The sequence below is a fragment of the Sphingomonas folli genome (assembly GCF_019429525.1).
Taxonomy (GTDB): domain Bacteria; phylum Pseudomonadota; class Alphaproteobacteria; order Sphingomonadales; family Sphingomonadaceae; genus Sphingomonas; species Sphingomonas folii.
In genome coordinates this window covers 30597-55504 of sequence record NZ_JAHXZL010000002.1, presented here as the reverse complement: position 1 = coordinate 55504, position 24908 = coordinate 30597, and the positions used below count along the sequence as shown (strand labels likewise).

24 protein-coding genes and 3 tRNA genes are annotated in these 24908 nt (G+C 72.2%); 16 read left to right on the top strand and 11 right to left on the bottom strand.

Translation table 11 applies throughout. The features are described from left to right. Positions 1 to 40: 40 nt before the first annotated feature. The 7 genes from KZ813_RS02775 (at position 41) to KZ813_RS02745 (ending at position 5692) form a co-directional block, all read left to right on the top strand. Positions 41 to 988: an RcnB family protein gene (locus tag KZ813_RS02775; protein WP_258046369.1), complete on the top strand. Its 948-nt coding sequence runs from the start codon at positions 41 to 43 to the stop codon at positions 986 to 988. 58 nt (positions 989 to 1046) lie between these two features. After that, positions 1047 to 1838 (top strand): prolyl hydroxylase family protein, encoded by a 792-nt coding sequence (locus KZ813_RS02770; protein WP_219753465.1) that lies wholly within the window; start codon positions 1047 to 1049, stop codon positions 1836 to 1838. 1 nt (position 1839) lies between these two features. Continuing rightward, the gene (locus tag KZ813_RS02765) at positions 1840 to 2880 is read left to right on the top strand and encodes a COX15/CtaA family protein (protein ID WP_219753464.1); all 1041 of its coding nucleotides are present in this window, start codon (positions 1840 to 1842) and stop codon (positions 2878 to 2880) included. A gap of 149 nt (positions 2881 to 3029) precedes the next feature. Beyond that, positions 3030 to 3509 carry a 50S ribosomal protein L13 gene (gene rplM / locus KZ813_RS02760; RefSeq protein ID WP_219753463.1) on the top strand — a complete coding sequence of 160 codons (480 nt, stop codon included), beginning with the start codon at positions 3030 to 3032 and terminating at the stop codon, positions 3507 to 3509. Further along, positions 3509 to 4057: a 30S ribosomal protein S9 gene (gene rpsI, locus KZ813_RS02755; RefSeq protein ID WP_219753462.1), complete on the top strand. Its 549-nt coding sequence runs from the start codon at positions 3509 to 3511 to the stop codon at positions 4055 to 4057. Before rplM ends, rpsI begins: the two co-directional genes overlap by 1 nt. Before the next feature lie 352 nt (positions 4058 to 4409). After that, positions 4410 to 5051 (top strand): class I SAM-dependent methyltransferase, encoded by a 642-nt coding sequence (locus KZ813_RS02750; RefSeq protein WP_258046368.1) that lies wholly within the window; start codon positions 4410 to 4412, stop codon positions 5049 to 5051. Then, on the top strand, positions 5051 to 5692 hold the full coding sequence (locus tag KZ813_RS02745; RefSeq protein WP_219753460.1) for a DUF962 domain-containing protein: 642 nt from the start codon (positions 5051 to 5053) through the stop codon (positions 5690 to 5692). Before KZ813_RS02750 ends, KZ813_RS02745 begins: the two co-directional genes overlap by 1 nt. Before the next feature lie 115 nt (positions 5693 to 5807). Here KZ813_RS02745 and KZ813_RS02740 read toward each other — a convergent pair whose 3' ends face one another. Continuing rightward, positions 5808 to 7463, bottom strand: a complete 1656-nt coding sequence (locus tag KZ813_RS02740) for an aminotransferase class III-fold pyridoxal phosphate-dependent enzyme (protein ID WP_219753459.1) — start codon at positions 7461 to 7463, stop codon at positions 5808 to 5810. A gap of 38 nt (positions 7464 to 7501) precedes the next feature. Between KZ813_RS02740 and asd the strand changes: the two genes are divergently transcribed. Then, entirely contained in the window at positions 7502 to 8353 is an 852-nt protein-coding gene (asd, locus tag KZ813_RS02735) for an archaetidylserine decarboxylase (protein WP_219753458.1), read from the top strand. Between the two features lie 497 nt (positions 8354 to 8850). Here asd and KZ813_RS02730 read toward each other — a convergent pair whose 3' ends face one another. Then, positions 8851 to 9786 (bottom strand): LysR family transcriptional regulator, encoded by a 936-nt coding sequence (locus KZ813_RS02730; protein WP_219753457.1) that lies wholly within the window; start codon positions 9784 to 9786, stop codon positions 8851 to 8853. 88 nt (positions 9787 to 9874) lie between these two features. Here KZ813_RS02730 and KZ813_RS02725 point away from each other — a divergent pair, with 88 nt between their 5' ends. After that, complete coding sequence (locus KZ813_RS02725) at positions 9875 to 10666, top strand: alpha/beta fold hydrolase (RefSeq protein ID WP_219753456.1); 792 nt, start codon at positions 9875 to 9877, stop codon at positions 10664 to 10666. Positions 10667 to 10872: 206 nt separating this feature from the next. On the opposite strand, the gene acs is transcribed toward KZ813_RS02725, so the two are convergent. The 5 genes from acs to KZ813_RS02700 form a co-directional block, all read right to left on the bottom strand. Continuing rightward, positions 10873 to 12801: an acetate--CoA ligase gene (gene acs / locus KZ813_RS02720; protein ID WP_219753455.1), complete on the bottom strand. Its 1929-nt coding sequence runs from the start codon at positions 12799 to 12801 to the stop codon at positions 10873 to 10875. A gap of 43 nt (positions 12802 to 12844) precedes the next feature. Then, the gene (locus tag KZ813_RS02715; protein WP_219753454.1) at positions 12845 to 13546 is read right to left on the bottom strand and encodes an inner membrane-spanning protein YciB; all 702 of its coding nucleotides are present in this window, start codon (positions 13544 to 13546) and stop codon (positions 12845 to 12847) included. Beyond that, on the bottom strand, positions 13543 to 14475 hold the full coding sequence (ftsY, locus tag KZ813_RS02710; protein WP_132907957.1) for a signal recognition particle-docking protein FtsY: 933 nt from the start codon (positions 14473 to 14475) through the stop codon (positions 13543 to 13545). The genes KZ813_RS02715 and ftsY overlap by 4 nt, the downstream gene beginning before the upstream one ends. Then, positions 14472 to 15653: a MiaB/RimO family radical SAM methylthiotransferase gene (locus KZ813_RS02705; RefSeq protein WP_219753453.1), complete on the bottom strand. Its 1182-nt coding sequence runs from the start codon at positions 15651 to 15653 to the stop codon at positions 14472 to 14474. The genes ftsY and KZ813_RS02705 overlap by 4 nt, the downstream gene beginning before the upstream one ends. A 231-nt stretch (positions 15654 to 15884) precedes the next feature. Beyond that, positions 15885 to 16772, bottom strand: coding sequence for a diacylglycerol/lipid kinase family protein (locus KZ813_RS02700; protein ID WP_219753452.1), 888 nt, complete (start codon positions 16770 to 16772; stop codon positions 15885 to 15887). 78 nt (positions 16773 to 16850) lie between these two features. On the opposite strand from KZ813_RS02700, the gene hemB reads away from it, so the two are divergent. From hemB to KZ813_RS02680, 4 genes are read left to right on the top strand one after another with little or no spacing between them, the layout of a single operon-like run. Then, positions 16851 to 17843, top strand: coding sequence for a porphobilinogen synthase (gene hemB / locus KZ813_RS02695; RefSeq protein ID WP_219753451.1), 993 nt, complete (start codon positions 16851 to 16853; stop codon positions 17841 to 17843). After that, positions 17840 to 18373, top strand: coding sequence for a GNAT family N-acetyltransferase (locus KZ813_RS02690; protein ID WP_219753450.1), 534 nt, complete (start codon positions 17840 to 17842; stop codon positions 18371 to 18373). The genes hemB and KZ813_RS02690 overlap by 4 nt, the downstream gene beginning before the upstream one ends. Continuing rightward, positions 18370 to 18903, top strand: a complete 534-nt coding sequence (locus KZ813_RS02685; protein ID WP_219753449.1) for a GNAT family N-acetyltransferase — start codon at positions 18370 to 18372, stop codon at positions 18901 to 18903. The genes KZ813_RS02690 and KZ813_RS02685 overlap by 4 nt, the downstream gene beginning before the upstream one ends. Before the next feature lie 46 nt (positions 18904 to 18949). Further along, complete coding sequence (locus KZ813_RS02680) at positions 18950 to 21097, top strand: spermidine synthase (protein ID WP_219753823.1); 2148 nt, start codon at positions 18950 to 18952, stop codon at positions 21095 to 21097. A gap of 48 nt (positions 21098 to 21145) precedes the next feature. Here KZ813_RS02680 and KZ813_RS02675 read toward each other — a convergent pair whose 3' ends face one another. Further along, positions 21146 to 21511, bottom strand: a complete 366-nt coding sequence (locus KZ813_RS02675) for a VOC family protein (protein WP_308461767.1) — start codon at positions 21509 to 21511, stop codon at positions 21146 to 21148. A 98-nt stretch (positions 21512 to 21609) separates the two neighbouring features. Then, positions 21610 to 22140: a hypothetical protein gene (locus KZ813_RS02670; protein ID WP_219753447.1), complete on the bottom strand. Its 531-nt coding sequence runs from the start codon at positions 22138 to 22140 to the stop codon at positions 21610 to 21612. An 83-nt stretch (positions 22141 to 22223) separates the two neighbouring features. Here KZ813_RS02670 and KZ813_RS02665 point away from each other — a divergent pair. Next, positions 22224 to 22300 (top strand) — tRNA-Arg (locus KZ813_RS02665). A gap of 53 nt (positions 22301 to 22353) precedes the next feature. Beyond that, positions 22354 to 22430, top strand: a tRNA-Arg gene (locus tag KZ813_RS02660). Between the two features lie 230 nt (positions 22431 to 22660). Here KZ813_RS02660 and KZ813_RS20335 read toward each other — a convergent pair. After that, positions 22661 to 23296, bottom strand: coding sequence for a DUF4253 domain-containing protein (locus KZ813_RS20335; RefSeq protein ID WP_219753446.1), 636 nt, complete (start codon positions 23294 to 23296; stop codon positions 22661 to 22663). A 362-nt stretch (positions 23297 to 23658) separates the two neighbouring features. Next, positions 23659 to 23748: transfer RNA gene (locus KZ813_RS02650), tRNA-Ser, on the bottom strand. A gap of 97 nt (positions 23749 to 23845) precedes the next feature. On the opposite strand from KZ813_RS02650, the gene KZ813_RS02645 reads away from it, so the two are divergent. Further along, complete coding sequence (locus KZ813_RS02645) at positions 23846 to 24901, top strand: lytic murein transglycosylase (RefSeq protein WP_219753445.1); 1056 nt, start codon at positions 23846 to 23848, stop codon at positions 24899 to 24901. Positions 24902 to 24908: the final 7 nt, after the last annotated feature.

The window sequence follows — 24908 nt, the reverse complement described above, 5'->3', positions numbered from 1 at the left end:
ATGGGGCCGGCTGGTGCGCCGGCGAGCGAGAGTGATGGTCATGATCAAGGCGTTGGTGGTGGGACTGCTGGCGGGCGCCGGGCTGGTGCCGGCGGCGTCGGCGCAGCAGGGCACGCTGGGCGACGCGATGCGCGCGCGTCTGCAGGCGCGGGTCGAGGCGCGCAGTGAGGCACCGCGCGCGCCGGCCGCCCCGGCGCCGGGGCAGCCGCCGCGCGGCGATTGGAACCGTCCCGACCGGCCCGAGCATGTCGACACGAGCGGATGGGCACGACGTGATCGAGGCGACGGCGGGCGCGGCGCCGACCGCGCCGACCGCGGCGACCGCGGCGACCGCGGCGACCGCGGCGTCCCCGCGCCACCCCCGCCGGCGCCGCGCCCCGACGCGCGACCGGGCGGCTGGGGCTATGGCGCGGTGCCGGGCCGGGTCCGCGGCGACGGCGAGCGGTCGCGCGCGGAGTGGCGCAGCGGGCGCGACCGTTCGCCGGGCTGGGATCGCCGCGACGACGAGCGCACCCGCGCCGACGGCGACTGGCGCAGCGCGCGCCGCGACGGCGCCTGGGAGCGGCGCGAGCGCGACGAGGGCGTGGGCCAGCGGCGCGACCGCGGCGCTTATGCCTGGGGCGGCGGCGCCGACCGCGGCTATGACGGAGGCTGGGCCGGCCGCGACGATCGCGCGCGCTGGGACCGCGACTGGCGGCGCGACCGGCGCTACGATTACAGCGGCTATCGCAGCAGCAACCGCTACGCCTATCGCCTGCCGCGCTATTACGCGCCCTACGGCTGGGGCGCCGGCTACACGCGCTTCGGCATCGGCGTGCGGATCGCGCCGACCCTGTTCGCGCGCAGCTATTGGATCGACGATCCCTGGTCGTATCGCCTCCCCGACGCCTACGGCCCGTACCGCTGGGTGCGCTACTATGACGACGCGCTGCTGGTCGACGTCGACAGCGGGCAGGTGGTCGACGTGATCTACGACATCTTCTGGTGAGCCGGACGCGCGCGCCGGGTGGCTTGCGCGCCGCCCCGCGCCGCGCGATGGACTCGGCATGGCCCTGACGACCCTTCCCCCGGGCGGCCCCTCCGCCTCGCGCGCCGCGATCGGCGCGGCGGTGGCCGCCAGGCTCGACGCCGATCCCAGGATGCAGCGCCTGCCCAGCGACCGGATCGCGGCGTGGCGCTGCCTCGACTTCCTCGACCAGCCGTGGTGCGACTGGCTGATCCAGGTGATCGACTCCAACCGCCGCCCGTCGTCGCTGCTGAGCGACCGCGGCGACCCCAGGAACCGCACCAGCGAGAGCTGCGACATGGACCGTTTCGCCGACGGTATCCGGCAGGTCGACGAATCGGTCGCGGCGCTGCTCGGCATCGCGCCCGAGTTCGGCGAGACGATGCAGGGGCAGCGCTACGCCCCGGGCCAGCTGTTCCGCACCCACCACGATTATTTCCACGAGGGCGAGAGCTATTGGCCGCGGATGCGCGAGAACGGCGGCCAGCGCACCTTCACCGCGATGATCTACCTCAACCAGGTGGAGGAGGGCGGCGCGACCTGGTTCCCGCAGGGCGGGCTGCGCGTCGCGCCCCGGCCGGGCATGTTGCTCGCCTGGGATAACATGAACCCCGACGGCAGCCCCAACACCGCCACGCTGCACGAGGGCATGGCGGTGGTGGAGGGCACCAAATATGTCGTGACCAAGTGGTTCCGCGAGGAGCCCTGGGGCCGCGCCGCGCGCGCGGCGGCCGAGGCGGCCGCAGCTGCGGGGCAGGCGGGGGCGGGGCAGGCGGGAGCGGGGCAGGCGGGGGCGGCGTCGACGGACGCGCGCGCCTCTGCTAAGCGGTGACATGCTTCAGGCCAGCCCCGGTTTCTCGCTCAGCACCCGCCCGCGCGCGATCGCGCGCTGGCTCTACTGCGTCGCCGCGCTGATCCTGGCGATGGTGGTGGTCGGCGGCGTCACGCGGCTGACCGAGTCCGGCCTGTCGATCACCGAGTGGAAGCCGATCTCGGGCGTGATCCCGCCGCTCACCGCCGCGCAATGGCAGGCCGAGTTCGCCAATTACCAGCGCATCCCCGAGTATCAGCAGCTCAACCGCGGCATGACGCTCGACGGCTTCAAGGCGATCTTCTTCTGGGAATATGCGCACCGCCTGCTCGGCCGCGTGATCGGCCTGGCCTTCGCGCTGCCGCTGCTGTGGTTCGCGGTGCGGCGACAGGTGCCGCGCGGCTATGGCTGGCGGCTCGGCGCGCTGCTGGCGCTCGGCGGGCTGCAGGGCGCGATCGGCTGGTGGATGGTCGCCTCGGGCCTGTCGGTCCGGACCGACGTCAGCCACGTGCGGCTCGCGGTGCATCTCGGCACCGCGTTGTTCATCCTGGCGGGGATCGTGTGGACCGCGCGCGACCTCGCCGCGCTCGCCGAGAACCCGCTGGCGCATCCCGCGCCGATGCGCGCGCTGCCCGCGCTCGCGCTCGCGCTGCTGGCGGTGCAGATCGTGTTCGGCGCCTTCACCGCGGGGCTGGACGCCGGCTATGCCTTCGCGAGCTGGCCGCTGATGGGCGACGCAATGTTCCCCGCGGGGACGCCGATGGTGGCGCCGGCCTGGCGCAACGCGGTCGACAACCCGATCGTGGTGCAGTTCATCCACCGCTGGTTCGCCTTCGTCGCCGCGGCCGGGCTGCTGCTGCTGGCGCACCGGGCGCGCGGCGTGCGCGCCTATCGCGCCGCCGCCGCGGTGACGCTGCTGGTGGTGGCGCAGGTGGCGCTCGGCGTCGCCACGCTGCTCAGCGGGGTCGCGCTGCCGATAGCGGTGGCGCACCAGGCCAATGCCGCGCTGCTGCTGATCGCGGCCGTGGTGGCGGCGCATGCGGTGAGCCGCAACCGCGCCTGAGAACACCTAAGGTATCTCGATACCCGTCGACAAACCCGCGGAAACCTTGACTTGCGCGCGCGACGACGGCATTGGACCGGCATCGGCGCGCACGCCCGGCGGGGCGGCGCGTCTTTTCTATTCGAACGCGAAACGAGGTCACAGGCACCATGAAGGCGCTGATGAAGACCACCAAGGCGGCCAAGCCGCACGAGGTGGAGAAGAAGTGGCACATCGTCGACGCCGACGGCCTGGTGGTCGGTCGCGCCGCGGTGGTGATCGCCAACGTGCTGCGCGGCAAGCACAAGACCAGCTTCACCCCGCACGTCGACTGCGGTGACAATGTCATCGTGATCAACGCCGACAAGGTGCGCTTCACCGGCAACAAGCTGGGCGACAAGGTCTATTACAAGCACACCGGTTATGCCGGCGGCATCAAGGGCGTCACCGCGGCCAAGGTGCTCGAGGGTCGCTTCCCGGAGCGCGTGCTCGAGAAGGCCGTGGAGCGGATGATCCCGCGCGGCCCGCTGGGCCGCCAGCAGATGCGCAACCTGCGCATCTACAAGGGCGCCGAGCACCCGCACGAGGCGCAGAACCCCGCGGTGCTCGACATCGCCGGCATGAACCGCAAGAACAAGGTGGGCGCATAATGTCCGACAACCGCCAGTCCCTCTCCGACCTCGGCGCGGCGCTTCAGGAGCAGCGCGAGACCCAGCAGGACGGCGCCGACGCGTCGGCCGAGGCCTATCTCGCGGGCGACGTCGAGGCGCCGGTCCAGCGCGCCCCGCTGCGCGCGCAGGAGCTCGACAAGCAGGGCCGCGCCTATGCCACCGGGCGCCGCAAGGACGCGGTGGCGCGAGTCTGGCTGAAGCCGGGCTCGGGCAAGATCACGATCAACGGCCGCGACCAGGAGATCTATTTCGCGCGCCCGACGCTGCGCCTCGTCATCAACCAGGTCTTCGGTATCACCGAGCGCGAGGGCCAGTATGACGTGATCTGCACGGTCAAGGGTGGCGGGCTCTCGGGCCAGGCCGGCGCGGTGAAGCACGGCATCAGCCAGGCGATCACCAAGTACGAGCCGACGCTGCGCGCGCCGGTGAAGGCGGCGGGCTTCCTGACCCGCGACAGCCGCGTCGTCGAGCGCAAGAAGTACGGCCGCGCCAAGGCGCGTCGCAGCTTCCAGTTCTCGAAGCGCTAAGCGGCGGGCGCCCTTGGATGGCGTGAGCGATCCAAGGAGTCGCCACGGCGGACGGCAGCGCCGGCGACGTCCGACGGCGTGGCGCCTGTTCGCGATCGCGGACATCTGCGCGCGCGTGACCCTGGGTTCCTGCGTGCGCAGGAACACCGGTCATCAACGAACCCGAGGAGGGCGGTCCGGCGACGGGCCGCCCTTTCCGCGCGTGCTCCATGTCACTTCGGTAACAGCGAGGTGACAGCGCTCGTCACCGATCCGTCGTCAAGCTGACACGCAACCAGTGGAGAGAGGTCGGACATCACCGCGGCCCGTTTGCCGGGTCAAACGAGGGTAATGCGCTGACATGACAGCAGTGATGACGACGGCCGGGGTCGCCCAGGCCTATGATCGCTGGGCCCCGATCTACGACCTCGTGTTCGGGCCCGTCTTCCGCCAGGGCCGCGCCAGCGCGATCCGCGCCGCCGACCGGATCGGCGGCCGCATCCTCGAGGTGGGGGTCGGCACCGGCATCTCGCTCCCGGGCTATGCGCGGACCAGCCGGGTCACGGGCGTGGACATCTCCGAGGACATGCTCGACAAGGCGCGCGCGCGCGTCCGCCGGCAGAACCTCCACAACGTCGACGCGATCCGCGTCGGGGACGCCGAGGCGCTCGACTTCGCCGACGAATCGTTCGACGTCGTCGTCGCGCAATATGTCGTCAGCGCGGTCGCCAACCCGGGCCGCGCGCTGGACGAGTTCGCGCGCGTCTGCCGGCCGGGCGGCGAGATCGTCATCACCACGCGCGTCGGCGCCGAGAAGGGCGTCCGCGGCACGATCGAGAAGACGCTGATGCCGGTGACGAGCCGCCTCGGCTTCCGCACCGACTTCCCGTTCGCGCTCTACGCCGACTGGGTCGCGGGGCGCGACGACGTCGCGCTGATCGAGCGCCGCGAGATCCCGCCGCTCGGCCATTTCTCGCTGGTGCGCATCGCCAAGCTCGACCGGGAGGACCAGTGATGCCGACGATCCGCAAGCTCCGCTTCGAGGACGAGCAGGGCAACCCCGGCTTCCGCGCGCAGCTCAAGGAGCAGCGCTGGGACGACCACCGCTTCTACCATCACAATCTGGTCAACCAGAGCCTGCACTTCGTCAGCGCCTGCACCTTCCTGGTGGCGTACGCGCTGCTGTTCGTCGACGCCGCGCTGGCCAGCCTGCTCGCCTGGGGCGTCGCGATGACGAGCCGCCAGGCCGGGCACTTCTTCTTCGAGCCCAAGGACTATGACCACGAGAACGGGGTCAGCCACGAGTATAAGGAAGAGGTGAAGGTCGGCTATAATCTCACGCGCAAATATGTGCTGATGGGGCTGTGGCTGGCGATCCCGGTCGTGCTGGCGGTCGAGCCCACCCTGTTCGGCCTGCTCGAGCGGCCCGAGGGGATGCTCGACTTCCTGCGGCACGTCGGCTTCGGCTGGCTGTTCTTCGGCGTGGCGGCGATCCTGTTCCGCGTCACCCAGCTGTGGGTCGAGCGCGACCTGGAGACCGGGATCGTCTGGGCGACCAAGATCGTGACCGATCCGTTCAGCGACTTCCGCCTCTACCGCACCGCGCCGGCGCGGCTGCTCAAGGGCGAGCGCAGTGAGGATCACGCCGCGGCATGAGCGAGGCCGCACGCTCTCCTCGAGGGGAGAGGGTGCGGCGCTCCCCCCGGACGTCGGTCTCGACGAGAGGGCGACGCCTTATCCCGCTCCCCTCCGCAGGGAAGGGGAGTAAGCGTCACCCTCCCAGCCGCGCCCGCAGCGACTCGCGCAGCGCCATCCGCCGCAACTGCTTGTCGCTGGCCGCCGGGCCGCTCCACCAGCCGTCCGCCTGCATCGCGCGCGCGGCGGCGACGAAGCGGCGGACGATCTCGTCGAACAGCACCTCGTCCACGTCGAGGCTGAAGATCAGTCGCCCGGTGCCGACCCAGCTCAGCGCCAGCCCCTCGGCGCGGAGGTAATATTGCAGCATCCAATTGTAGCGCGACGGTCGCGCGTACAGCACGGTCCAGATCGTCGAGAGGTTGGCGACCGAGACGGGCAGCCCCTCGGCGGCGAGCGCGTCGTTGAGCTGCGCCGCGCGCGCGTCCCACTTGGCGTCGAGCCCGTCGTACAACGCCTGCACCGGGCGCGTCTCGAGCCGGCGCAGGAAGGCATCCATCGCCGCCATCACATAGGGATGCGCGTTGAAGGTGCCGCGCGCGAAGCAGATGTCGACCGGCCGGTCGTCGCGCCAGCGCCGCATCAGGTCGGCGCGCCCGGTGAGCACGCCGACGGGCAGCCCGCCCCCCAGAGTCTTGCCCCAGGTGATGAGGTCGGGCTCGACCCCCACGCGACGCAGCAGGCTGCCCGGCGCGAGCCGGAAGCCGACGAACACCTCGTCCGCGATCAGCACGATATCGTTGGCGCGGCAGGTCTCGGCGAGGCGGTGGAGCCAGCGCGCGTAGCCGTCGAGGTCGGCGCCCGCGCGACGCGCGCTGTCGACCAGCTGGCTGTCCGACGGGGCGCCCGCGTTGGGGTGGAGCGCCTGGAGCGGGTTGACCAGCACGCAGGCGATGTCCTTGCGCGTCGCGAGCACGCGCAGCGTCTCCTCGCTCATCTCGGCGAGCGTCAGCGTGTGGTCGGCGGGGACGGGGTTGCCGATGCCGGGCTGCACGTCGCCCCACCAGCCGTGATAGGCGCCGGCGAAGCGCACCAGCCGCCGCCGGCCGGTGTGATAGCGCGCCAGCCGCACCGCCTGCATCACCGCCTCGGTGCCGGACATGTGGAACGACACCTCGTCGTGCCCCGACAGAGCGCGCAGCCGGCGGACATTGTCCGCCACCACCGGGTGATAGGCGCCGAGCAAGGCGCCGAGCGGCTCGGCGGTGGCGACCGCCTCGCGCAGCGTCTCCTTGTAGAAGTCGTTGCCGAACAGGTTCACGCCATAGGAGCCGGTGCAGTCGATCAGCCGGTTCCCGTCGAGGTCGATCAGCCACGCGCCCTCGGTGCGCGCGACGAACGCGCCGGTCGGCAATCGCGCGCGCACCACCTCGGCGAAGGGGAAGGGGACGCGGTAGCGCCCGGTGAACTGCAGGTCGGAGAGGCCGGCGCGGGTCTCGGCGGTGAGCGCCAGCGTCTTCGGGAAGCGCCCGGCGTAGAGCTCGCTCAGCCGGCGGAAGCCGTCGCGGCGCCGCGTCGCGACCGCGTCGTCGCAGCCGTCGGCGCGGAAGAAGCGCTCCTCCGGGTGGCTGTAATAAGGGATCTGCCCCGCCACGCGCTTGGCCATGCGGACGTGGCCGCCCAGCGAGGGATGTTTGGCGCGCGACAGGCGCAGCCGCTCGCGCCCCCTGCTGACCGCGAACAAGGTGGTGGCGACCGCGCCGGCCACCGCGACGAATGTCTTCTTCTGCATGCCTCTCCACAGACCCTCACGATGACGCAGGTGTGACAATGCGCTCGGCTTTCCTCCGCCTGCTGCTGCAGGAGGACCTCAACTTCCTGCTGACGAACCGCATCCCGCGGCGCTGGGCGACCAACGTGGTGGGCCGCATCGCCGCGGTGGAGCATCCGATCGTGGCGCGACCCGCGCTCGCGGCGTGGCGCTTCTTCTCCGACGTCGACCTCTCCGATGCCGCCACCACCGAGTTCCGCTCGCTGCGCGACGGCTTCATCCGCCGGCTGCGCCCCGGCGCGCGCGCCTATGACCGTGATCGCGCGACGCTGGCGAGCCCGTGCGACGCGATCCTCGGCGCGCACGGCCGGATCGAGGGCGATCGCGTCTATCAGGTCAAAGGCTTCCCCTATCGGCTCGGTGATCTCGTCCCCGATCCCGCGCTGGTCGCGCGTTTCCGCGACGGCTGGTACGTCACGCTGCGGCTCACCGCGGCGATGTACCACCGCTTCCACGCCCCGGCCGATCTCACGGTGGAGGCGGTGACCTATCTCTCGGGCGACTGCTGGAACGTGAACCCGATCGCGCTGCGGCGCGTGGAGCAGCTCTTCTGCCGCAACGAGCGCGCGGTGATCGAGGCGAGCGCGGGCGGGCGACGGCTGCTGCTGGTGCCGGTCGCGGCGATCCTGGTGGCGAGCATCCGGCTGGGCTTCCTCGACGTCGAGACGGTGCTGCGCGAGCAGGGAAGCGCGCGCGTGGCATGCGACGCGCGGCTGGAGAAGGGCGAGGAGATGGGGTGGTTCGAGCACGGCTCGACCATCCTGCTGTTCCTGCCGCGCGAGGCGCGGCTGCGCGGCGCGCTCGCGCTGGGCGACACGATTCGCGCGGGGCAGGTGCTGGCGGACTGGTGAGAGATGGCCCGGGCGGTCGGTGGCGGCGCCGTCGCTCGCGGACCGATCGTCGCTGGCACGAGACGCTCACCCCGCGGGGTCGTCCTGAACGCGTCTCAGGGAGCGCCGTGGGGCGAGCGCGATCGCGGGTCATCTTCCCGTACCTTCGCCTCGGCGTGCGGCGAGCTATGGTGGGGACGGGTATGTCAGCGCCGTCGCCGCCGCCACGGTGCGACGGTGCCGGCGCCGGCTGATCGGCGACGCCCCCATTCCCAGGCGCAACGGAAGCGGGGACGCCGTTAGGATGACGCTAGAGGCTGATCCAATCGATGTGAACCAGCGGGCGCTCCCGCGGACGCAGGAGCCCAGAACCGCGAGCGTCACGCGAGCGGCCCTGGGCTCCGGCGTTCGCCGGAGCACGGATCGATGGGACGGATCAGACTTTCACGGGTAGATCGGTGGTCCGCGGGAGACCGCGGCGGAGGCACTCGCAACGTTCCATCAGCCGCGCCCTCGCCTTAATCCTCGGCCGTCTTCTCGATCGCCGCCTCGGAAGCCTTCTCGATCTCCCCCTCAAGGCCGCGCCGCGCCTCCGCGACGAACGCCGCCACCGCGGGCGAGCGCTCATCGCGGCGCGTCGCCAGCGCCAGCGACGCACGCGCGCTCGAGTCGAGCAGGTCGTGGTAGGTCACGCCCTTGAGCGGGGTGTCGCGCATCGAGGCGGGCACCAGCGCCACGCCCAGCTCGGCCGCCACCAGCGCCAGCACCGAGGCGACCTGCGGCGCGGACTGGCCGGGCAGAGGCTCGAAGCCCGCCTCGCGGCACGCCGCCACGGTGGCGTCGTACAGCGTCGGCCCGAGCGCGCGCGGGGTCATCACGAATGAATCCTCGGCCAGCTCGGCCAGCCGGATCGGCGCCGCGTGCGGCATCCGGCTCGCGGCGAGCGCGGCGATCAGTGGCTCCGCCGCGATCGGATGGAGCGTCAGCCCGTCGCGCGCGATCCCCTCGGGGCGGAGGAAGGCGAGGTCGAGCGCGCCCTCGCGCAGCCAGTCGACCAGCGCGTTGGAGTTCGCCTCGCGCAGTGTCAGCTCGACCGCGGGGAAGGCGCGGCGGAAGGTGCGGATCGCGGCGGGCACGCGCTGGTTGAACGCCGCCGAGCCGGTGAAGCCGAGCCGCAGCGAGCCGATCTCCCCGCGCGCGGCGCGGCGCGCCTCCTCGACGGCGTCGGCGACGAGCCGCGGCACCGCCCGCACGCGATCGAGGAAGCTCGCCCCGGCGGCGGTCAGCTCGGCGCCATGGGGTACCCGGTGGAACAGCGCGGCGCCGATCTCGCGCTCCAGGTCCTTGATCTGCTGGCTGAGCGCCGGCTGCGCGATGCCGAGCCGGCGTGCCGCGCGGGTGAAGTGCCGCTCCTCGGCGACCGCGAGGAAATAGCGGAGGTGGCGCAGCTCCATCATCGCTCCTGGCTATTGAGATCGCGTGTAGCATGTATTGGACATATGACCGGTGCAAGCCGCATATCCGTCGTGACGGAGGTGCGCGATGGCGACGGCGGCGATCGATCTGGGGTGGGCGGCGAGCGGGGCGGGGACGCGACGGCCCGTCGCACCCGCACCGGCCGCGTATGAGCCGCTGGTGCTGCTGCCCGGTCTCCTGTGCGACCAGGCGCTCTGGCGGTATCAGGTCGAGGCGCTCGCCGACGTCGCCTCGCCGATGGTCGCGGACCTGACGCTCGACGACACGGTCGAGGCGATGGCGCGCCGCGTCCTCGCGGTGGCGCCGCCGCTGTTCTCGCTCGCGGCGCTGTCGATGGGCGGCTATGTCGCGCTCGAGATCATGCGCCAGGCGCCCGAGCGGGTCCGCCGGCTCGCGCTGATCGACACCAGCGCGCGCGGCGACACGCCGGCGCGCACCGCGCAGCGCCAGGCGGGGATCGACTCGCTGCGCCGCGGCGCCTTCGTCGGCGTGACCCGCAAGCTGCTCGGCGAGCTGGTCCACCCGACCCACGTCGACGACGGCGTCGGCGACGCGATGCGCGCGATGGCGCAGCGCGTCGGCAAGCAGGCCTTCCTGCGCCAGCAGCACGCGATCATGTGCCGCCCCGACGGCGTCGCGGCGCTGCCGCGGATCGCGGTGGAGACGCTGGTGGTGGTCGGCGAGGGCGACCGGATCACCCCGGTCGAGCACGCGCGCGAGCTGGCGGCGGCGATCCCCGGCGCGACGCTCCACGTGCTACCCGACTGCGGTCACATGCCCGCGCTCGAGGAGCCCGAGCGGGTGAGCGCGCTGTTGCGCGCGTGGCTCGGGAGCGGTGGCGGGGAGCGGGCGCACTGAGCCTTTCTCCGCGACCCTCTTCCGGGCGGTCGCGTCTGCGCGCCGAGCGAGTCTGACAACCGTCTTCCCCGGCATCGGACGGGGAGCAGCCGAGGTCTGGTGAGGGGGCTCTCCTCCCGCGCCCCGGCTCGCTCGCGGTGAACCCCCTCCACCCCGACGCCGCGCGTCGCCGCTCCCCTCCCCGTGACGGGGAGCATCTGCCCGCCTCACCCCACCCGATCCGCCACCAGCGCGTCGACCACCGACGGGTCGGCCAGGGTCGAGGTGTCGCCCAGCGCGCCGAGGTCGTTCTCCGCGATCTTGCGCAGGATGCGACGCATGATCTTGCCCGACCGGGTCTTCGGCAGGCCCGGCGCGAACTGGAGCGTGTCGGGCGAGGCGATCGGGCCGATCTCCTCGCGCACCCATTGCCGCAGCGCCGCGCGCAGATCGTCCGACGGTTCCTCGCCGGCGTTGAGCGTGACGAAGGCGTAGATCCCCTGGCCCTTCACCTCGTGCGGCATGCCTACCACCGCCGCCTCGGCGACGCTCGCGTGCGCCACGAGCGCGCTCTCCACCTCGGCGGTGCCCATGCGATGGCCGCTCACGTTGATGACGTCGTCGACCCGCCCGGTAATCCAATAGTAACCGTCGGCGTCGCGGCGGCAGCCGTCGCCGGTGAAATACCGGCCGGGGTAGGTGGTGAAATAGGTCTGGAAGAAGCGCTCGTGGTCGTTCCACACGGTGCGCATCTGCCCCGGCCAGCTGTCGACCAGGCAGAGGTTGCCCTCGGTCGCGCCCTCGAGCACCTGACCCTCCGCGTCGACGATCTGCGGCTGGACGCCGGGCAGCGGCAAGGTCGCCGAACCGGGCTTGAGGTCGGTGGCATAGGGCAGAGGCGAGATCAGGATGCCGCCCGTCTCGGTCTGCCACCACGTGTCCACCACGGGGCAGCGCGAGTCGCCGACGACGCGATAATACCAGTTCCACGCCTCGGGGTTGATCGGCTCGCCGACGCTGCCGAGCAGCCGCAGCGAGGCGCGGCTGTGGCGCGTGACCCACTGGTCCCCCTCGCGCATCAGCGCGCGGATCGCGGTCGGCGCGGTGTAGAGCACGTTGACGCCGAGCCGGTCGACCGTCTCCCATAGCCGGCCGTGGTCCGGATAGTTGGGCACGCCGTCGAACATCACCGTGGTGGCGCCGTTGGCGAGCGGGCCGTAGACCACATAGCTGTGCCCGGTGACCCAGCCGATGTCGGCGGTGCACCAGAACACCTCGCCGTCGCGATAGTCGAACACCTCCCTGAAGGTCTTCGCGACCCAGACGAGATAGCCGCCCGTGGTGTGGAGCACGCCCTTGGGCTTGCCGGTCGAGCCCGAGGTGTAGAGGATGAAGAGCGGGTCCTCGGCGCCCATCGGCTCGGGCGTGCAGTCGTCCTCCACGCCCTCCAGCGCGTCGTGGAGCCAGACGTCGCGGCCCTCGGTCATCGCCACGTCGCCGCCGGTGCGGCGGATCACCAGCACGTGCTCCACCCCCGGGCAGTGCGCCACCGCCCGGTCGACGTTCGCCTTGAGCGGGATGCGCTTGCCGCCGCGGCAGCCCTCGTCGGCGGTGATGACGATCCGGGAGTCGCAGTCCTGGATCCGGTTGGCGAGGCTGTCGGGGGAGAAGCCGCCGAACACGATCGAGTGGATCGCGCCGATCCGCGTGCAGGCCAGCATCGCCGCGGCCGCCTCGGCGATCATCGGCAGGTAGAGCGTCACCCGGTCACCGCGGCGCACGCCGAGCGACTTGAGCACGTTGGCGAAGCGGCACATGTCGCGGTGGAGCTCGCGATAGGTGAGCTCCCGAGTCTCGCCGGGCTCGTCGCCCTCCCACACGATCGCGACCTGGTCGCCGCGCGTCGCGAGGTGGCGGTCGACGCAGTTGACCGAGACGTTGAGCTGGCCGTCGGCGTACCAGCGGATGCGGAAGTCCGCCTCGTCGAACGAGGTGTCCTTCACCTGGGTGAAGGGGGTGATCCAGTCGAGCCGCCCCGCCTCGTCGCGCCAATAGCCCTCGGGATCGGCGACCGAGCGGCGGTAGGCCTCCTCGTAGCCGGCGCGGTCGATGCTCTCGGGCGTGCCCGCCGGCGCGGGGTGAAGCGTCTCGCTCATCGCTCGTTCTCTCTCCTCGATCCTCGTCGTCGTCGCGCGGCGCTCAGCCCTCGGGCGGCAACGGCGGCGCCTCGTCGCCCAGGTTCAGCCCGTGGCGCATCAGCATCGGCACGTTGGCCACCGCGAACAGCATCGTCGCCGGGATCACCACCCATACCTTGTAGATCGCCCACAGGTCCCAGCCGCGCTGCGCGCCGTATAGCGCGGCGGCGCCGCGCCACACCGCCTCGTTGGCGAAGGCCATGGCGACGAAGAACCACACCCAGTTGAGCGTGAGCCGGTGCCAGCCGCGCTCGCTCAGCCCGGGGTAGCTCGACCCCATCAGCTGCTGCAGCAGCGGCCGCCCCGTCGCGGCGCCGAAGCCCAATGTCGCGGCGAGCAGCGCGTAGACGATCGTCGGCTTGGTCTGGATGAAGCGCGGGTCGCGGAAATACATCGTCAGCCCGCCGAACACGATCACCAGCCCGGCCGAGATCAGCAGCATCGGCGGCACGCGGCCGAGCTTCGCCTTGGCGATCACCAGCGCGACGACGCTCGCCAGCACGAAGGCGGCGGTGGCGACGATCACGCGCGCGAGCAGCAGCGCCTCGACCTTCGTCAGATCCGACAGAGCGGGCGTGAGCGCGCCGACGATCCGCCGCGCGCTCTCGCCCGGCAGCAGGAAGTTGACCGCGAAGAACACCGCGAGCGGGCCGTAATCGACTAGCGCCCGCGCGCCCGCGGACTCCTTCGGCGTCGCGCTCACTTGCGCGGCCCCGTGTCGACCCCGGCGATGATGCGGCTGACCTCGCGCGCGTCGAACGGGCGCAGATCGTCCATCTGCTCGCCGACCCCGATGGCGTGGATCGGCAGGCCGTAGCGCTCCGCCGCCGCCACCAGCACGCCGCCGCGCGCGGTGCCGTCGAGCTTGGTCATGACGAGCCCGGTGACCCCCGCCACCTCCTTGAACACCTCGATCTGGTTGAGCGCGTTCTGCCCGGTGGTGGCGTCGAGCACCAGCAGCACGTCGTGCGGCGCGGCGGGGTTGAGCCGGCCGAGCACGCGGCGGATCTTGGCGAGCTCGTCCATCAGCTCGCGCTTGTTCTGCAGCCGGCCGGCGGTGTCGACGATCAGCACGTCGGTGCCGATCTCGGTCGCCTTCTTCACCGCGTCCCACACGATCCCGGCGGCGTCGCCGCCCTCGGGCCCGGTGACGATCGGCACGCCGATCCGCTCGGCCCAGGTGCGCAGCTGGCCGATCGCGGCGGCGCGGAAGGTGTCGCCCGCGGCGAGCATCACCTGATAGTCCTGCTCGAGGAACAAATGCGCCAGCTTGGCGATGGTGGTGGTCTTGCCCGAGCCGTTGACGCCGATCACCAGCACCACCTGCGGGCGCGGGAAAGCGTCGATGCCGAGCGGCTTGGCCACCTGCGCCAGCACCTTCTCCACCTCCTCGGCGACGACGAGGCGGATGCCGAGCTCCTCCATGTTGCGCTCGAACGTGCCCTCGGCGAGCCGCGCGCGGACCCGGCCCGCGGTCTCGGGGCCGAGGTCGGAGCCGATCAGCGCCTCCTCGACCTCGTCGAGCGTGTGCTCCTCGAGCCGCGCGCCGCCGAGACCGGCGAGATTGCCGACCAGCCGGTCGGAGGTGCGGCGGAAGCCGCCCAGCAGCTTGTCGTGCCAGCTCGTGCTCATGCGATCGTTCCGGTGAGATGGTCGGGCGCGGCGGCGACGATCGTGACGTCGTGCACGCTGCCGATGGGGAGGGGGGCGGCGAGGCGGACCGCGCTGAAATCGGGGGCGTGGCCACGGTCGCCGGGGCGCTCGACCAGCACGCGCCGCACCGTGCCGACCTGCGCCGCCAGCCGGCGCGCGAGCCGCGCGGCCGAGGCGGCGCGCAGCGTCGCGGCGCGGGCGCGCGCCACCTCGGGCTCGACCTGCGGCATGCGCGCGGCCGGCGTGCCCGCGCGCGGCGAGTAGGGGAAGACGTGCGCGTGGGTGATGTCGGCCTGCTCGATCAGCGCGAGCGTGTTGGCGAACATCGCCTCGTCCTCGGTCGGGAAACCCGCGATCAGGTCGGCCCCGATCGCCAGCTCGGGTCGCGCCGCGCGCAGCCGCTCGACCAGCGCCAGCGCCCCGGCGCGGCGGTGGCGCCGGCGCATGCGCTTGAGGATCAGGTCGTCGCCCGCCTGGAGCGAGAGGTGGACGTGCGGCATGACCCGCGGCTCCCGGGTGAGCAGCGCGAACAGCGCGTCGTCGATCACGTGCGGGTCGAGCGAGGAGAGGCGGACTCGCTCCAGCCCGGGCACGCCCGCGAGCAGCCGCTCGATCAGCGCGGCGAGGCCCGCGCCGCGGTCGTCGTAGCTGGCGAGGTCGACCCCGCTCAGCACCACCTCGCGCTGCCCCGCCTCGACCAACGCCGCGACGCTGGGCACGATCTCGGCGATCGCGTCGCTGCGGCTCGCGCCGCGCCCCTGCGGGATGGCGCAGAAGGTGCAGGCGTGGTCGCAGCCGTTCTGCACGCCGACGAAGGCGCGGGTCTGCGCGCGCGGGCGGGGCGCGTTGCCGCGCGCGCCCCAGCTCGTCGGCAGCAGCTTGGCGGCGTTCGGCACGAGGCGGTCAACCTCGGGCATGGCGGCGAAGCCGGCGCGGTCCATCTCGGCGGCGCAGCCGGTGACGACGAGCTCCGCGTCGGGCCGGCGGCGCCGCAGCCGGCGCACCGCCGCGCGCGTGTCACGCATCGCCTGGTTCGTGACGCCGCAGCCGTTCACCACCGCCACGCGTGCACCGGCGAGCTGGCGGATCGCCTCGCTCTCGGCGATGTTGAGGCGGCAGCCGAGCGTCACGACCTCGGGCTGGGGAACGGCGGACATGGCGCGCGATCTAGGGGGCGGCGCGGGCGAAGTCGACCCTGCGGTGTGGGGGAGGGCACGATCCTCCCCGCTCGGCGGGGAGGGGGACCGCCGCGCGCCAGCGCGGTGGTGGAGGGGGCTGGCCACGAAGCGCAGCGTTGGTGGAGGCCCCCCTCCACCGCGCCTGGGCGCAGCCCCCCTCCCCGTGCCGGGGAGGATTGGCATGCCGCAGGCTCCCTCAAACTCCAGCGCTCACCCCCGCGGCGCCATCACCTCGATCACGCCGGCGGCGACATGCGCGGTGACCGGCGTGTGCGCCAGCACCTCGCCGTCGATCGAGATCGGCAGCGGCGGGTCGCTCCTCACCCGGATCGACGTGCCCGAGAAGGTCACGACCTCGTGGTGGCGCTCGTCGCGGCCGAGCCAGCTCGCCGCCCAGTTGGTCACCAGCCGGCGCTTGTAATGGCCCTTCACCACCTGGACGACGATCTTGCCCGAGTCGACCGCGGCCTCGTCCACCAGCCAGGTGCCGCCGTGATAGGGGCCGTTGGAGATCCGCACCTCGACCGCCTTGAGCTTCTGCTCGCCCTTGCCGTCACCCGCGTCGACGTAGAGCGTGAACGGCCGGAAGCGGGTCAGCTGATAGCCCGCCCAGCCGAGATAGCCGAGCCGCCCCGCCACCTTCTTGAGCCGGTGCGGCACCGTCTCGGCGATCTGCGGGCTCAGCCCCATCGCGGCGCAGTTGGCGAAATAATCGTCGTCGATCATGCCGAGGTCGATCCGCCGCGGCGCGCCGGTGCGGAACACCTCGATCGCGCCGTCGATGTCGAGCGGGAGCCCCAGCGTGCGCGCGAAGCTGTTGGCGGTGCCGAGCGGCAGCACGCCGAGCACGACGTCGTGCCCGACCATCAGGTCGACCAGCCCGCTGATGGTGCCGTCGCCGCCGCCGAGGATGAGGAGGTCGGGTTTCTTCTCCAGCGCCTTGCGCACGGTGCGGTCGAGGTGCTTCGGGTCCTTGACCGCGTGCGGCTCGACCTTGAACGGCAGCTCGCGCAGCCGCCGACAGGCGCGGCGGAACAGCTTGCGCCCGCGCCGCGACTTGGCGTTGACGACGAGCGCGGCGGAGCGGATCTCTCTCATGCGCCGGCTAACGCGCGAGCGGCAGTTCCGCTGCCGTAACGCTTGCATGGCGCGTCCGATTGCGGGAAAGCCGCTGGCATGCACGCTGCCTATCCCGCGCTGCGCCTGCGCCGCACCCGCGCCGCCGGCTGGAGCCGCCGCCTCCACGCCGAGCATATCCTCACCCCGGCCGACCTGATCTGGCCGATGTTCGTGACGGACGGCGAGCAGCTCGAGGAGCCGATCGCGACGCTGCCGGGCGTGTCGCGCTGGTCGATCGATCTCGCGGTGGCGCGCGCGCGCGAGGCGCACGACCTCGGCATCCCGTGCCTCGCGCTCTTCCCCAACACGCCGCGCGACCGCCGCAGCGACGACGGTGCCGAGGCACTCAACCCCGACAATCTGATCTGCCGCGCCACCCGCGCGATCAAGGACGCGGTGCCCGACATCGGCATCCTCACCGACGTCGCGCTCGACCCTTATACCGCGCACGGCCACGACGGGGTGATCGACACGGCGGGCTATGTCCGCAACGACGACACGGTCGAGCTGCTGGTCGGGCAGAGCCTCAACCAGGCGCGCGCCGGCGCCGACATCATCGCGCCGAGCGACATGATGGACGGCCGGGTCGGCGCGATCCGCGCGGCGCTGGAGCGGGACTCGCACGTCAACGTCCAGATCATGGCCTATGCGGCGAAATATGCCTCGGCCTATTACGGCCCGTTCCGCGACGCGGTCGGCACGCGCGGCCTGCTCAAGGGCGACAAGACCACCTATCAGATGGACCCGTCCAACCGCGAGGAGGCGCTGCGCGAGGTCGCGCTCGACCTCGCCGAGGGCGCCGACAGCGTGATGGTCAAGCCGGGCCTGCCGTACCTCGACATCGTCCGCGCGGTGAAGGACGCCTTCGCGGTGCCGGTGTTCGCCTATCAGGTGTCGGGCGAGTACGCGATGATCGAGGCGGCGGTGGCCGCCGGCGCGGCGGATCGCGACGCGATGGTGCTGGAGACGCTGCTGGCCTTCAAGCGCGCGGGCTGCGCCGGCGTGCTCACCTATCACGCGGTGCACGCGGCGCGGCTGCTCGGCGCGTGATCGTCACCGAGCGCCTGATCCTGCGCCCCGCCGAGCCGCGCGACCGCGCCGCGCTCCACGCGATGTGGGCCGACCCGCGCGTGATGGCGGACCTCGGCCCGGTGAAGGACGCGGCCGCGAGCGACGCCGCGATCGCGCGCCACGCCGGCTACCGCGCCGACGACGGCGTCGGCTTCTGCGTGGTGGAGCGGCGCGACGCGGGCGACGCAATCGGCTTCTGCGGGCTCAAGCCGGGCGCCCCGACCACGCCGATCCGCGGCGAGCTCGAGATCGGCTGGATGCTCGCGCACGCCGCCTGGGGCAGGGGCTATGCGCACGAGGCCGCCGCGGCGTGGCTCGACTGGGCCTGGGCGCACCGCACCGAGCCGCGCGTCGTCGCGATCACCGCGGCGGGCAACGCGGCGAGCCGGCGGCTGATGGCGCGGCTCGGCCTGCGCCGGCTCGCCGACGGCGACTTCGACCATCCCGACTTCGCCGCCGACGACCCGCGCCGCGCCACGGTGACCTACGCGATCGACCGCGCGCGATGATCGAGACCGAGCGGCTGACGCTGCGCGGCTGGCGCGCCGAGGACGTCGAGTCCTTCCACGCGATGGCGCAGGACGCCGAGGTGATGCGCCATATCGGCCCGTCCGAGACGCGGCGCGAGAGCCGCCGCGCGTGGCGGCGCATGGCGGCGGCGCAGGCGCGCTACGGCCATTGCTTCTGGGCGGTGGAGCGACGCGCCGATCGCACTTTCATCGGCCTGTGCGGGCTGCTGCCGCTGCCGCGCCCGATCGCGGGCGAGGTCGAGATCGGCTGGCGGCTCGGCCGCGCGCACTGGGGCAGGGGCTATGCGCATGAGGCGGCCACCGCCTGCCTCGAATGGGCGTGGGAGCATCTCGACGTGCCGACGATCGCGGCGGTCACGGTGCCCGGCAACACGCGCAGCCGCCTGCTGATGGAGCGGCTGGGCATGACGCGGGTGATCGGCGGCGACTTCGACCATCCCGAGCTGGAGGCGGGCGACCCGCTGCGGCGCCACCTGCTCTATCGCATCGCGCGGCCGACGCGTGGCTGAGCCGCGGGCGCGGCGCGGCGGCGTGGCGCCGCTGTTCGTCGCGACCATGCTGACGGGCTCGTTCCTGCTGTTCCTGGTGCAGCCGATGATCGCGCGGCTGGCGCTGCCGCGGCTCGGCGGCGCCCCGGCGGTGTGGAACTCGGCGATGCTGGTCTACCAGGCGCTGCTGCTCGGCGGCTACGGCTACGCGCATTGGCTCGGCCGGCTGGCGCCGCGGCGGCAGCGCGCGATCCACCTCGCGCTGCTCCTCGTCGCCTGCGCCTTCCTGCCGATCGGGCTGAGCGACCGCGCGCTGCCCGCGGGCGCCGAGCCGGCGCTGTGGGTGCCCTATCTGTTCGCACTCTCGATCGGGCCGCTGTTCTTCGCGGTGTCGTCGCAGGCGCCGCTGATGCAGCGCTGGTACGAGCTGGCGCGGCCGGGCACCGACCCGTACCCGCTCTACGCCGCCTCGAACCTCGGCAGCTTCGCGGGGCTGATCGCCTTCCCGCTGCTGGTCGAGCCGCTGCTGCCGGTGACCCAGCAGCGCTGGCTGTGGAGCGGGGGGTATCTGCTGCTGCTCGCGCTGGTGCTGCTGTGCGCGACCCGGCTGCCGCCGCGCGCGACCTCCGCCGCCGACGTCGCCCCGAGCGCGCCGCCGCCGCCGCGGTCGCGCGTGCTGCTGTGGGTGATCCTCGGCCTGGTGCCCTCGGGCATGATGCTCGCGACGTCGACCTTCATCAGCACCGACCTGGTGGCGATGCCGCTGCTGTGGGTGATCCCGCTGGCGCTGTACCTGCTAAGCTTCTCGATCGCCTTCGCGGCGCGACGCTGGCTCGCCGACACGCTGACGCGCGCGGCGCCGGTGACGATCCTGCTGTTCGGCGGCATCATGATGGGCGGCTTCGCCGACATGGCGACCGCGAGCACGCTGATGGCGCTGCTGCTGCTCTTCATGATCTCGGTCGCGCTGCACGCGCGGCTGTACCGGCTGCGCCCCGAGCCGGCACGACTGACCGGCTTCTACCTGGCGATGGCGGTCGGCGGCGCGCTGGGCGGCGTGTTCGCGGGGCTGGTCGCGCCGATCCTGTTCGACTGGACGTGGGAATATCCGATCCTGATCCTCGCCGCGGGCGCGCTGGTGCCGCAGGAGCCGCTCGCCGCCGCGCTGCGCGTGCTGTGGGCGCGGCGCGGGGCGCGCTGGGCGGCCGTCGCCGTGATCGCGCTCGCGCTGGCGGTCGTCGCGGGCGTGTTCGCGCATGAGGCGGGCGGCCTGCGCACGGTGCGCCACACCGGCGCGACCTTCGCGGTGATCGCCGCGGTCGGGCTGGTCACGCTCGGCGCGCGTCCGCCCTATCTGATGGTGCTGGCGAGCGCCCTGCTGCTGTTCGGCGGCTTCCGCTCGCTGTCGCTCTCGCTCGAGCCGGGGGCGCGGCTGCGCAGCTACTTCGGGGTCTACACGCTGGTGGAGGAGCCGCGGCGGCGCACGCTCGTCCATGGCACCACGCTCCACGGCGTCCAGCTCACCGGCACGCCCGCGCGCGAGCGCGTGCCGACGACCTATTACACGCCCGAGAGCGGCGTCGGCCGCGCGCTGCGTGCCGCGCCGCTGCTGTTCGGCGAGCATGCGCGGGTCGGCGTCGTCGGGCTCGGGACGGGGACGCTCGCCTGCTACGCGCGCCCCGGGCAGCGCTGGCGCTTCTACGAGATCGATCCGGCGATGGCCGAGCTCAGCGCGCGGCGTCGCTTCACCTTCCTCGCCGACTGCGCGCCCGGCGCGGCGGTCGAACTCGGCGACGCGCGCGTGTCGCTCGAGCGCGCCGCGCCCGCCAGCCTCGACCTGCTCGCGCTGGACGCTTTCTCCTCGGACGCGGTGCCGATGCACCTGCTGACGGTCGAGGCGTTCGCGGTCTACGCGCGCGTGCTGGCGCGTCACGGCGTGCTCGCGGTGCATATCTCCAACCGCTTCGTGAACCTGGGCCCGGTAGTCGCCGCGGCGGCGCGCGCGGGCGGCTGGCGCGCGCTGATCCTCGACCATGTCCCGGTCGCGGGCGAGGAGGAGGCCGTTCCCTCGTCCTGGATCGTGCTGACGCGCGACCCCTGGACCCAGGCGCTGCTGGCGGGCGACGACGGCGACTGGCACGCGCTGCGGCGGCGCCCCGGTTTCGCGCCCTGGAGCGACGACTATGCCACGATCCTGCCGCTGCTCCGGTTCTGACGCGGCGACGGCGGTGCGCTCAGGCGGGGGAGCGGGAGTCCCCGCCAGTCAGAAATAGGGCGCGTCGCTCAGGCGCTGCGACACCCACCAGATGGTGCCGGCCGGGTCGCGCACGCCGCCCTGCCGATCGCCGTAGGGCATGTCGGCGACCGCCATGATCCGCTCGGCGCCGGCGCGTTCGGCCTGCGCCATCGCGGCGTCCGCGTCGGCGACGTAGAGGTACAGCGCGGCGCGGCTCGCCGGGAATGCCGCCGACGCCTCGCTGACCATGATCGTCGCGGTGTCGACGCGGAGCTGGCAGTTGGCGATGCTGCCGTCCGGCGCGACGCTGCGCCCGACCTCGCGCGCGCCGAACGCGGCCACGAGAAAGTCGACGTAGCCGCTCGCCCCCTCGGCGAAGAGATACGGGGTCACGGCCGCGAATCCTTCGGGTACGATCATCTCACACCTCCGAGCCAGGCGCTCGATCCTGGCGTGATCCGCGTCACCGTCAAGCGGCGGCCGCGCCCGGCTCAGCCGCTCGGCAGCGAGGCCGCGAGCGAGTCGATGCGCGCGGTCTGCGCCGTCGCGGTGGCGCGCGCCGCCTCCAGCGCCCGCTCGAGCGCGGGATAGGCGGGCTGCAGCGCCTGCGCGCGCGTCGCCGACAGCTCCTCCAGCTGGCCGACCGAGTCGGCGTGGGTCGAGCGCAGCGAGTCGAGTTCGGCGATCGCGGTCTGCGCGTCGAGCCAGCGCTCGCTCCCGGCGGCGGCGCCGCGCGCCGCGGCGGCGCGCGCGGCGGCGCGCTCGACCGCGGCGTCGAAGTCGCGCGCGGCGGCGGCGCGCGCGGCGGCGATCTCGGCGAGCCGCGCGTCGAGCGCCGGGTCGGCGGCGACCGGGACGGGGGGCGGCGTCGCGGGTTCCTCGAAGCCCAGTCTCTCGACCGGCCGCGGCGCGAGCGAGGGATAGCCGCTCATGTCGGCGCTGCACCCCGCGAGCGAGGCCGCGATCGCGAGCGCGGGAGGGAGAAGGGCGAGCGGCGCGCGGGCGCGCGGGGGGCGTGGCATGCGATCTGCGTAGAGGCGCGAAAAACTTACCGCAACGCTCTTGCGCCCCCGCGCGGCGGCGTCTAACAGCGCCGCTCCATTGCGCGCCCGTAGCTCAGCTGGATAGAGCATCAGACTACGAATCTGAGGGTCGGACGTTCGAATCGTTCCGGGCGCGCCAATGGATGCCCACCGCAGGGTGGGGTAGACGGACGGCCGATGCCGTGCCGCGATGCGCCCGTAGCTCAGCTGGATAGAGCATCAGACTACGAATCTGAGGGTCGGACGTTCGAATCGTTCCGGGCGCGCCATCGCTGATCGACCTAGCGCTCGCGGGAGCCGAGTAAGCGATGATCCGGCCTCGACGCGTTCGGGGAACCTGTCGGCAGGCGCCGTTGATCTTGTGGGTCCCGTGTTGAATACGGCCGACGTTTTCCTGTTCGCCGCCCTCTTCACCCCCAGCAAAACTGCGCGCTAATAGACGATGGATTTTCAGAGTATAAGGTAAGTCAATTCAAGTATCGTGCATACGATCTTGGATCTAATCCCACCAGAAAAACCACCAGTCTTTGTTCATCAACAATGCTGCCAGCTCTGACAAGCTGCCGACGCCTTGGTCAATGATGTCCTGGCAGTAGCGATATTGCTCGTGCGCCAAGGCCAATGCCGCCTCGCGATCTGCCGGGCGGCGAGTCGCTCGCAGGTTCAGCGTGTCACGATCCATCCCGACCAGTTCGACACCGAAACGCTCGTGCCAATGCCTGAGTGCCGCAACATGTTGGGCCGGCGGCGGGCAGCCATTCCAATCTCCCCAGCGCAAGTAGGCCGGTACTTCCCAACTATGCGTGGTCGGTATCAATAGGATGTGGACTAGCCGGAAAAACCTGCCGGACAGAACGTCGCTCGCCACCGTCAGTCCAGTCTCCTCCACCGCACTTCGCATCGGCCATTCACCGAGTGGCGGCTCAGGAAGATCGGGATCGGTGCCGGACCATCGCGCTAAACTCGCAGGGAAGGTGAGCGTCGCTGCCTCGGCCAAGATCGCGGCCGGCGTGGGAGCGCGCGCGTTGCCGAAAGGAGAAGCCACGCCGGGCGGCGCCCACGGGAACACTGCCTGATCCTGTGATGAGTATTGCTCGGCGATCGCGTCGAGCTGTTCATCATCGCCGATGATCACAGGCCAGCCACGGCCTTCCGAAGGCGCTCCCATTCCGCGAGCACGCGCTCACCGGGTACGGAGACACGTGGATAGGGCAGCGCGGCGAGCGCTCGCGCCCGAAACCGGTCCCATTCGGCGCGTTGCTCGGGCGACATCGGGGGTGGATAGCTGGATTGCCCATCGCCCGGGACCGAACGGTTCGTTCCGACGATCGCGGCTAGGAAACCGCCGATCCAGCCGAACAGTGCACGTCTAATCATCAGCAGAGCTTAATAGCTCGGTGCTGATAGTCGACGGCTGTCAGGCGAAACAAAGGAGCCCGGGCTACCCACTTCGGCCAACGGGGTACGGCGGCGTCTGAGTAGGAGATGCCGGCGCAGTGGCGGAGAGGGTGGGATTCGAACCCACGGTGAGCGTGAACCCACGGCGGTTTTCAAGACCGCTGCCTTAAACCACTCGGCCACCCCTCCGCAGGGGTCCCGCTTAAACGCGGCGCGGCGGCGAGTGCAAGCGCTCGCTCGATTTGCGGTTCCGCGCGCCGACCCGCTGTGCCAGAACGCCCCGACCATGACAGCGGTCGCAACGCTCGCCCGCGGCATCGCCGCCACGCTCCTCCTGCTCGTCGCGCCGGCCTCGTCGGCCCAGGGCGTGGCCCCCTCCGCCGCTCCCGACGCGTCGGGCTTCGACGCCTATCTCGCGCAGGTCCGCGCGCGCGCCGTCGCCGCGGGGGTGCGCCCCGCCACCGCCGACAGCGCGCTCGCCGGGCTGAGCTTCAACCCGCGCGTCGTCGCGCTCGACCAGCGCCAGCCCGAGGCGCGACCCAACGCGCCGGTCCCCCTGTTCGCGCCCTATCGTGACTCGCACGTCGACGGCGCGCGGATCTCGCGCGGGCGCGCCACATATGCCGCCAACCGCGCCAGGCTCGCGCGCGTCGAGGCCGAGACCGGCGTGCCCGAGCAGATCATGGTCGCGATCTGGGGCCACGAGACCAATTACGGCTCCTACACGGGTGACTTCGACCTGCTTCGCAGCCTCGCCAGCCTCGCCTATGAGGGGCGCCGCCGCCCCCTGTTCGAGGGCGAGCTGATCGCCGCGCTCAAGATGATCGATCGCGGCGTGCCGCGGTCGCAGCTGGTCGGCAGCTGGGCGGGCGCGATGGGCAACCCGCAGTTCCTTCCCTCGGTCTACCTCCGCCTCGCGCGCGACGGCGACGGCGACGGGCGCGCCGACATCTGGAACTCCTCAGCCGACACGCTCGCCTCGATCGGCAATTACTTCACCCAGGCGGGCTGGCGCCCCGGCGAGCCGTGGGGCGTCGCGGTCAGCGTCCCCGCCGGCCTCGCGCGCGCGGGCGTCGCCAACCGGCTGGTCTCGCCGCGCTGCCCGCGCGTGTTCGAGCGGCACAGCGGCTGGCGCACGATGGCGGAGTGGCGCGCGCTCGGTGTCGCGCCGCTCGACGCGCGCTGGCCCGGCGACCAGGTGCAGGCGGTGCTGATCGAGCCCGACGGGCCCGGCGCGACCGCCTATCTGCTGACGAGCAACTATCGCGTCATCCTCGACTATAATTGCTCCAACTTCTACGCTCTGTCGGTGGGCTTGCTCGCCGACGCGATCGCACGCTAGGGCGCGA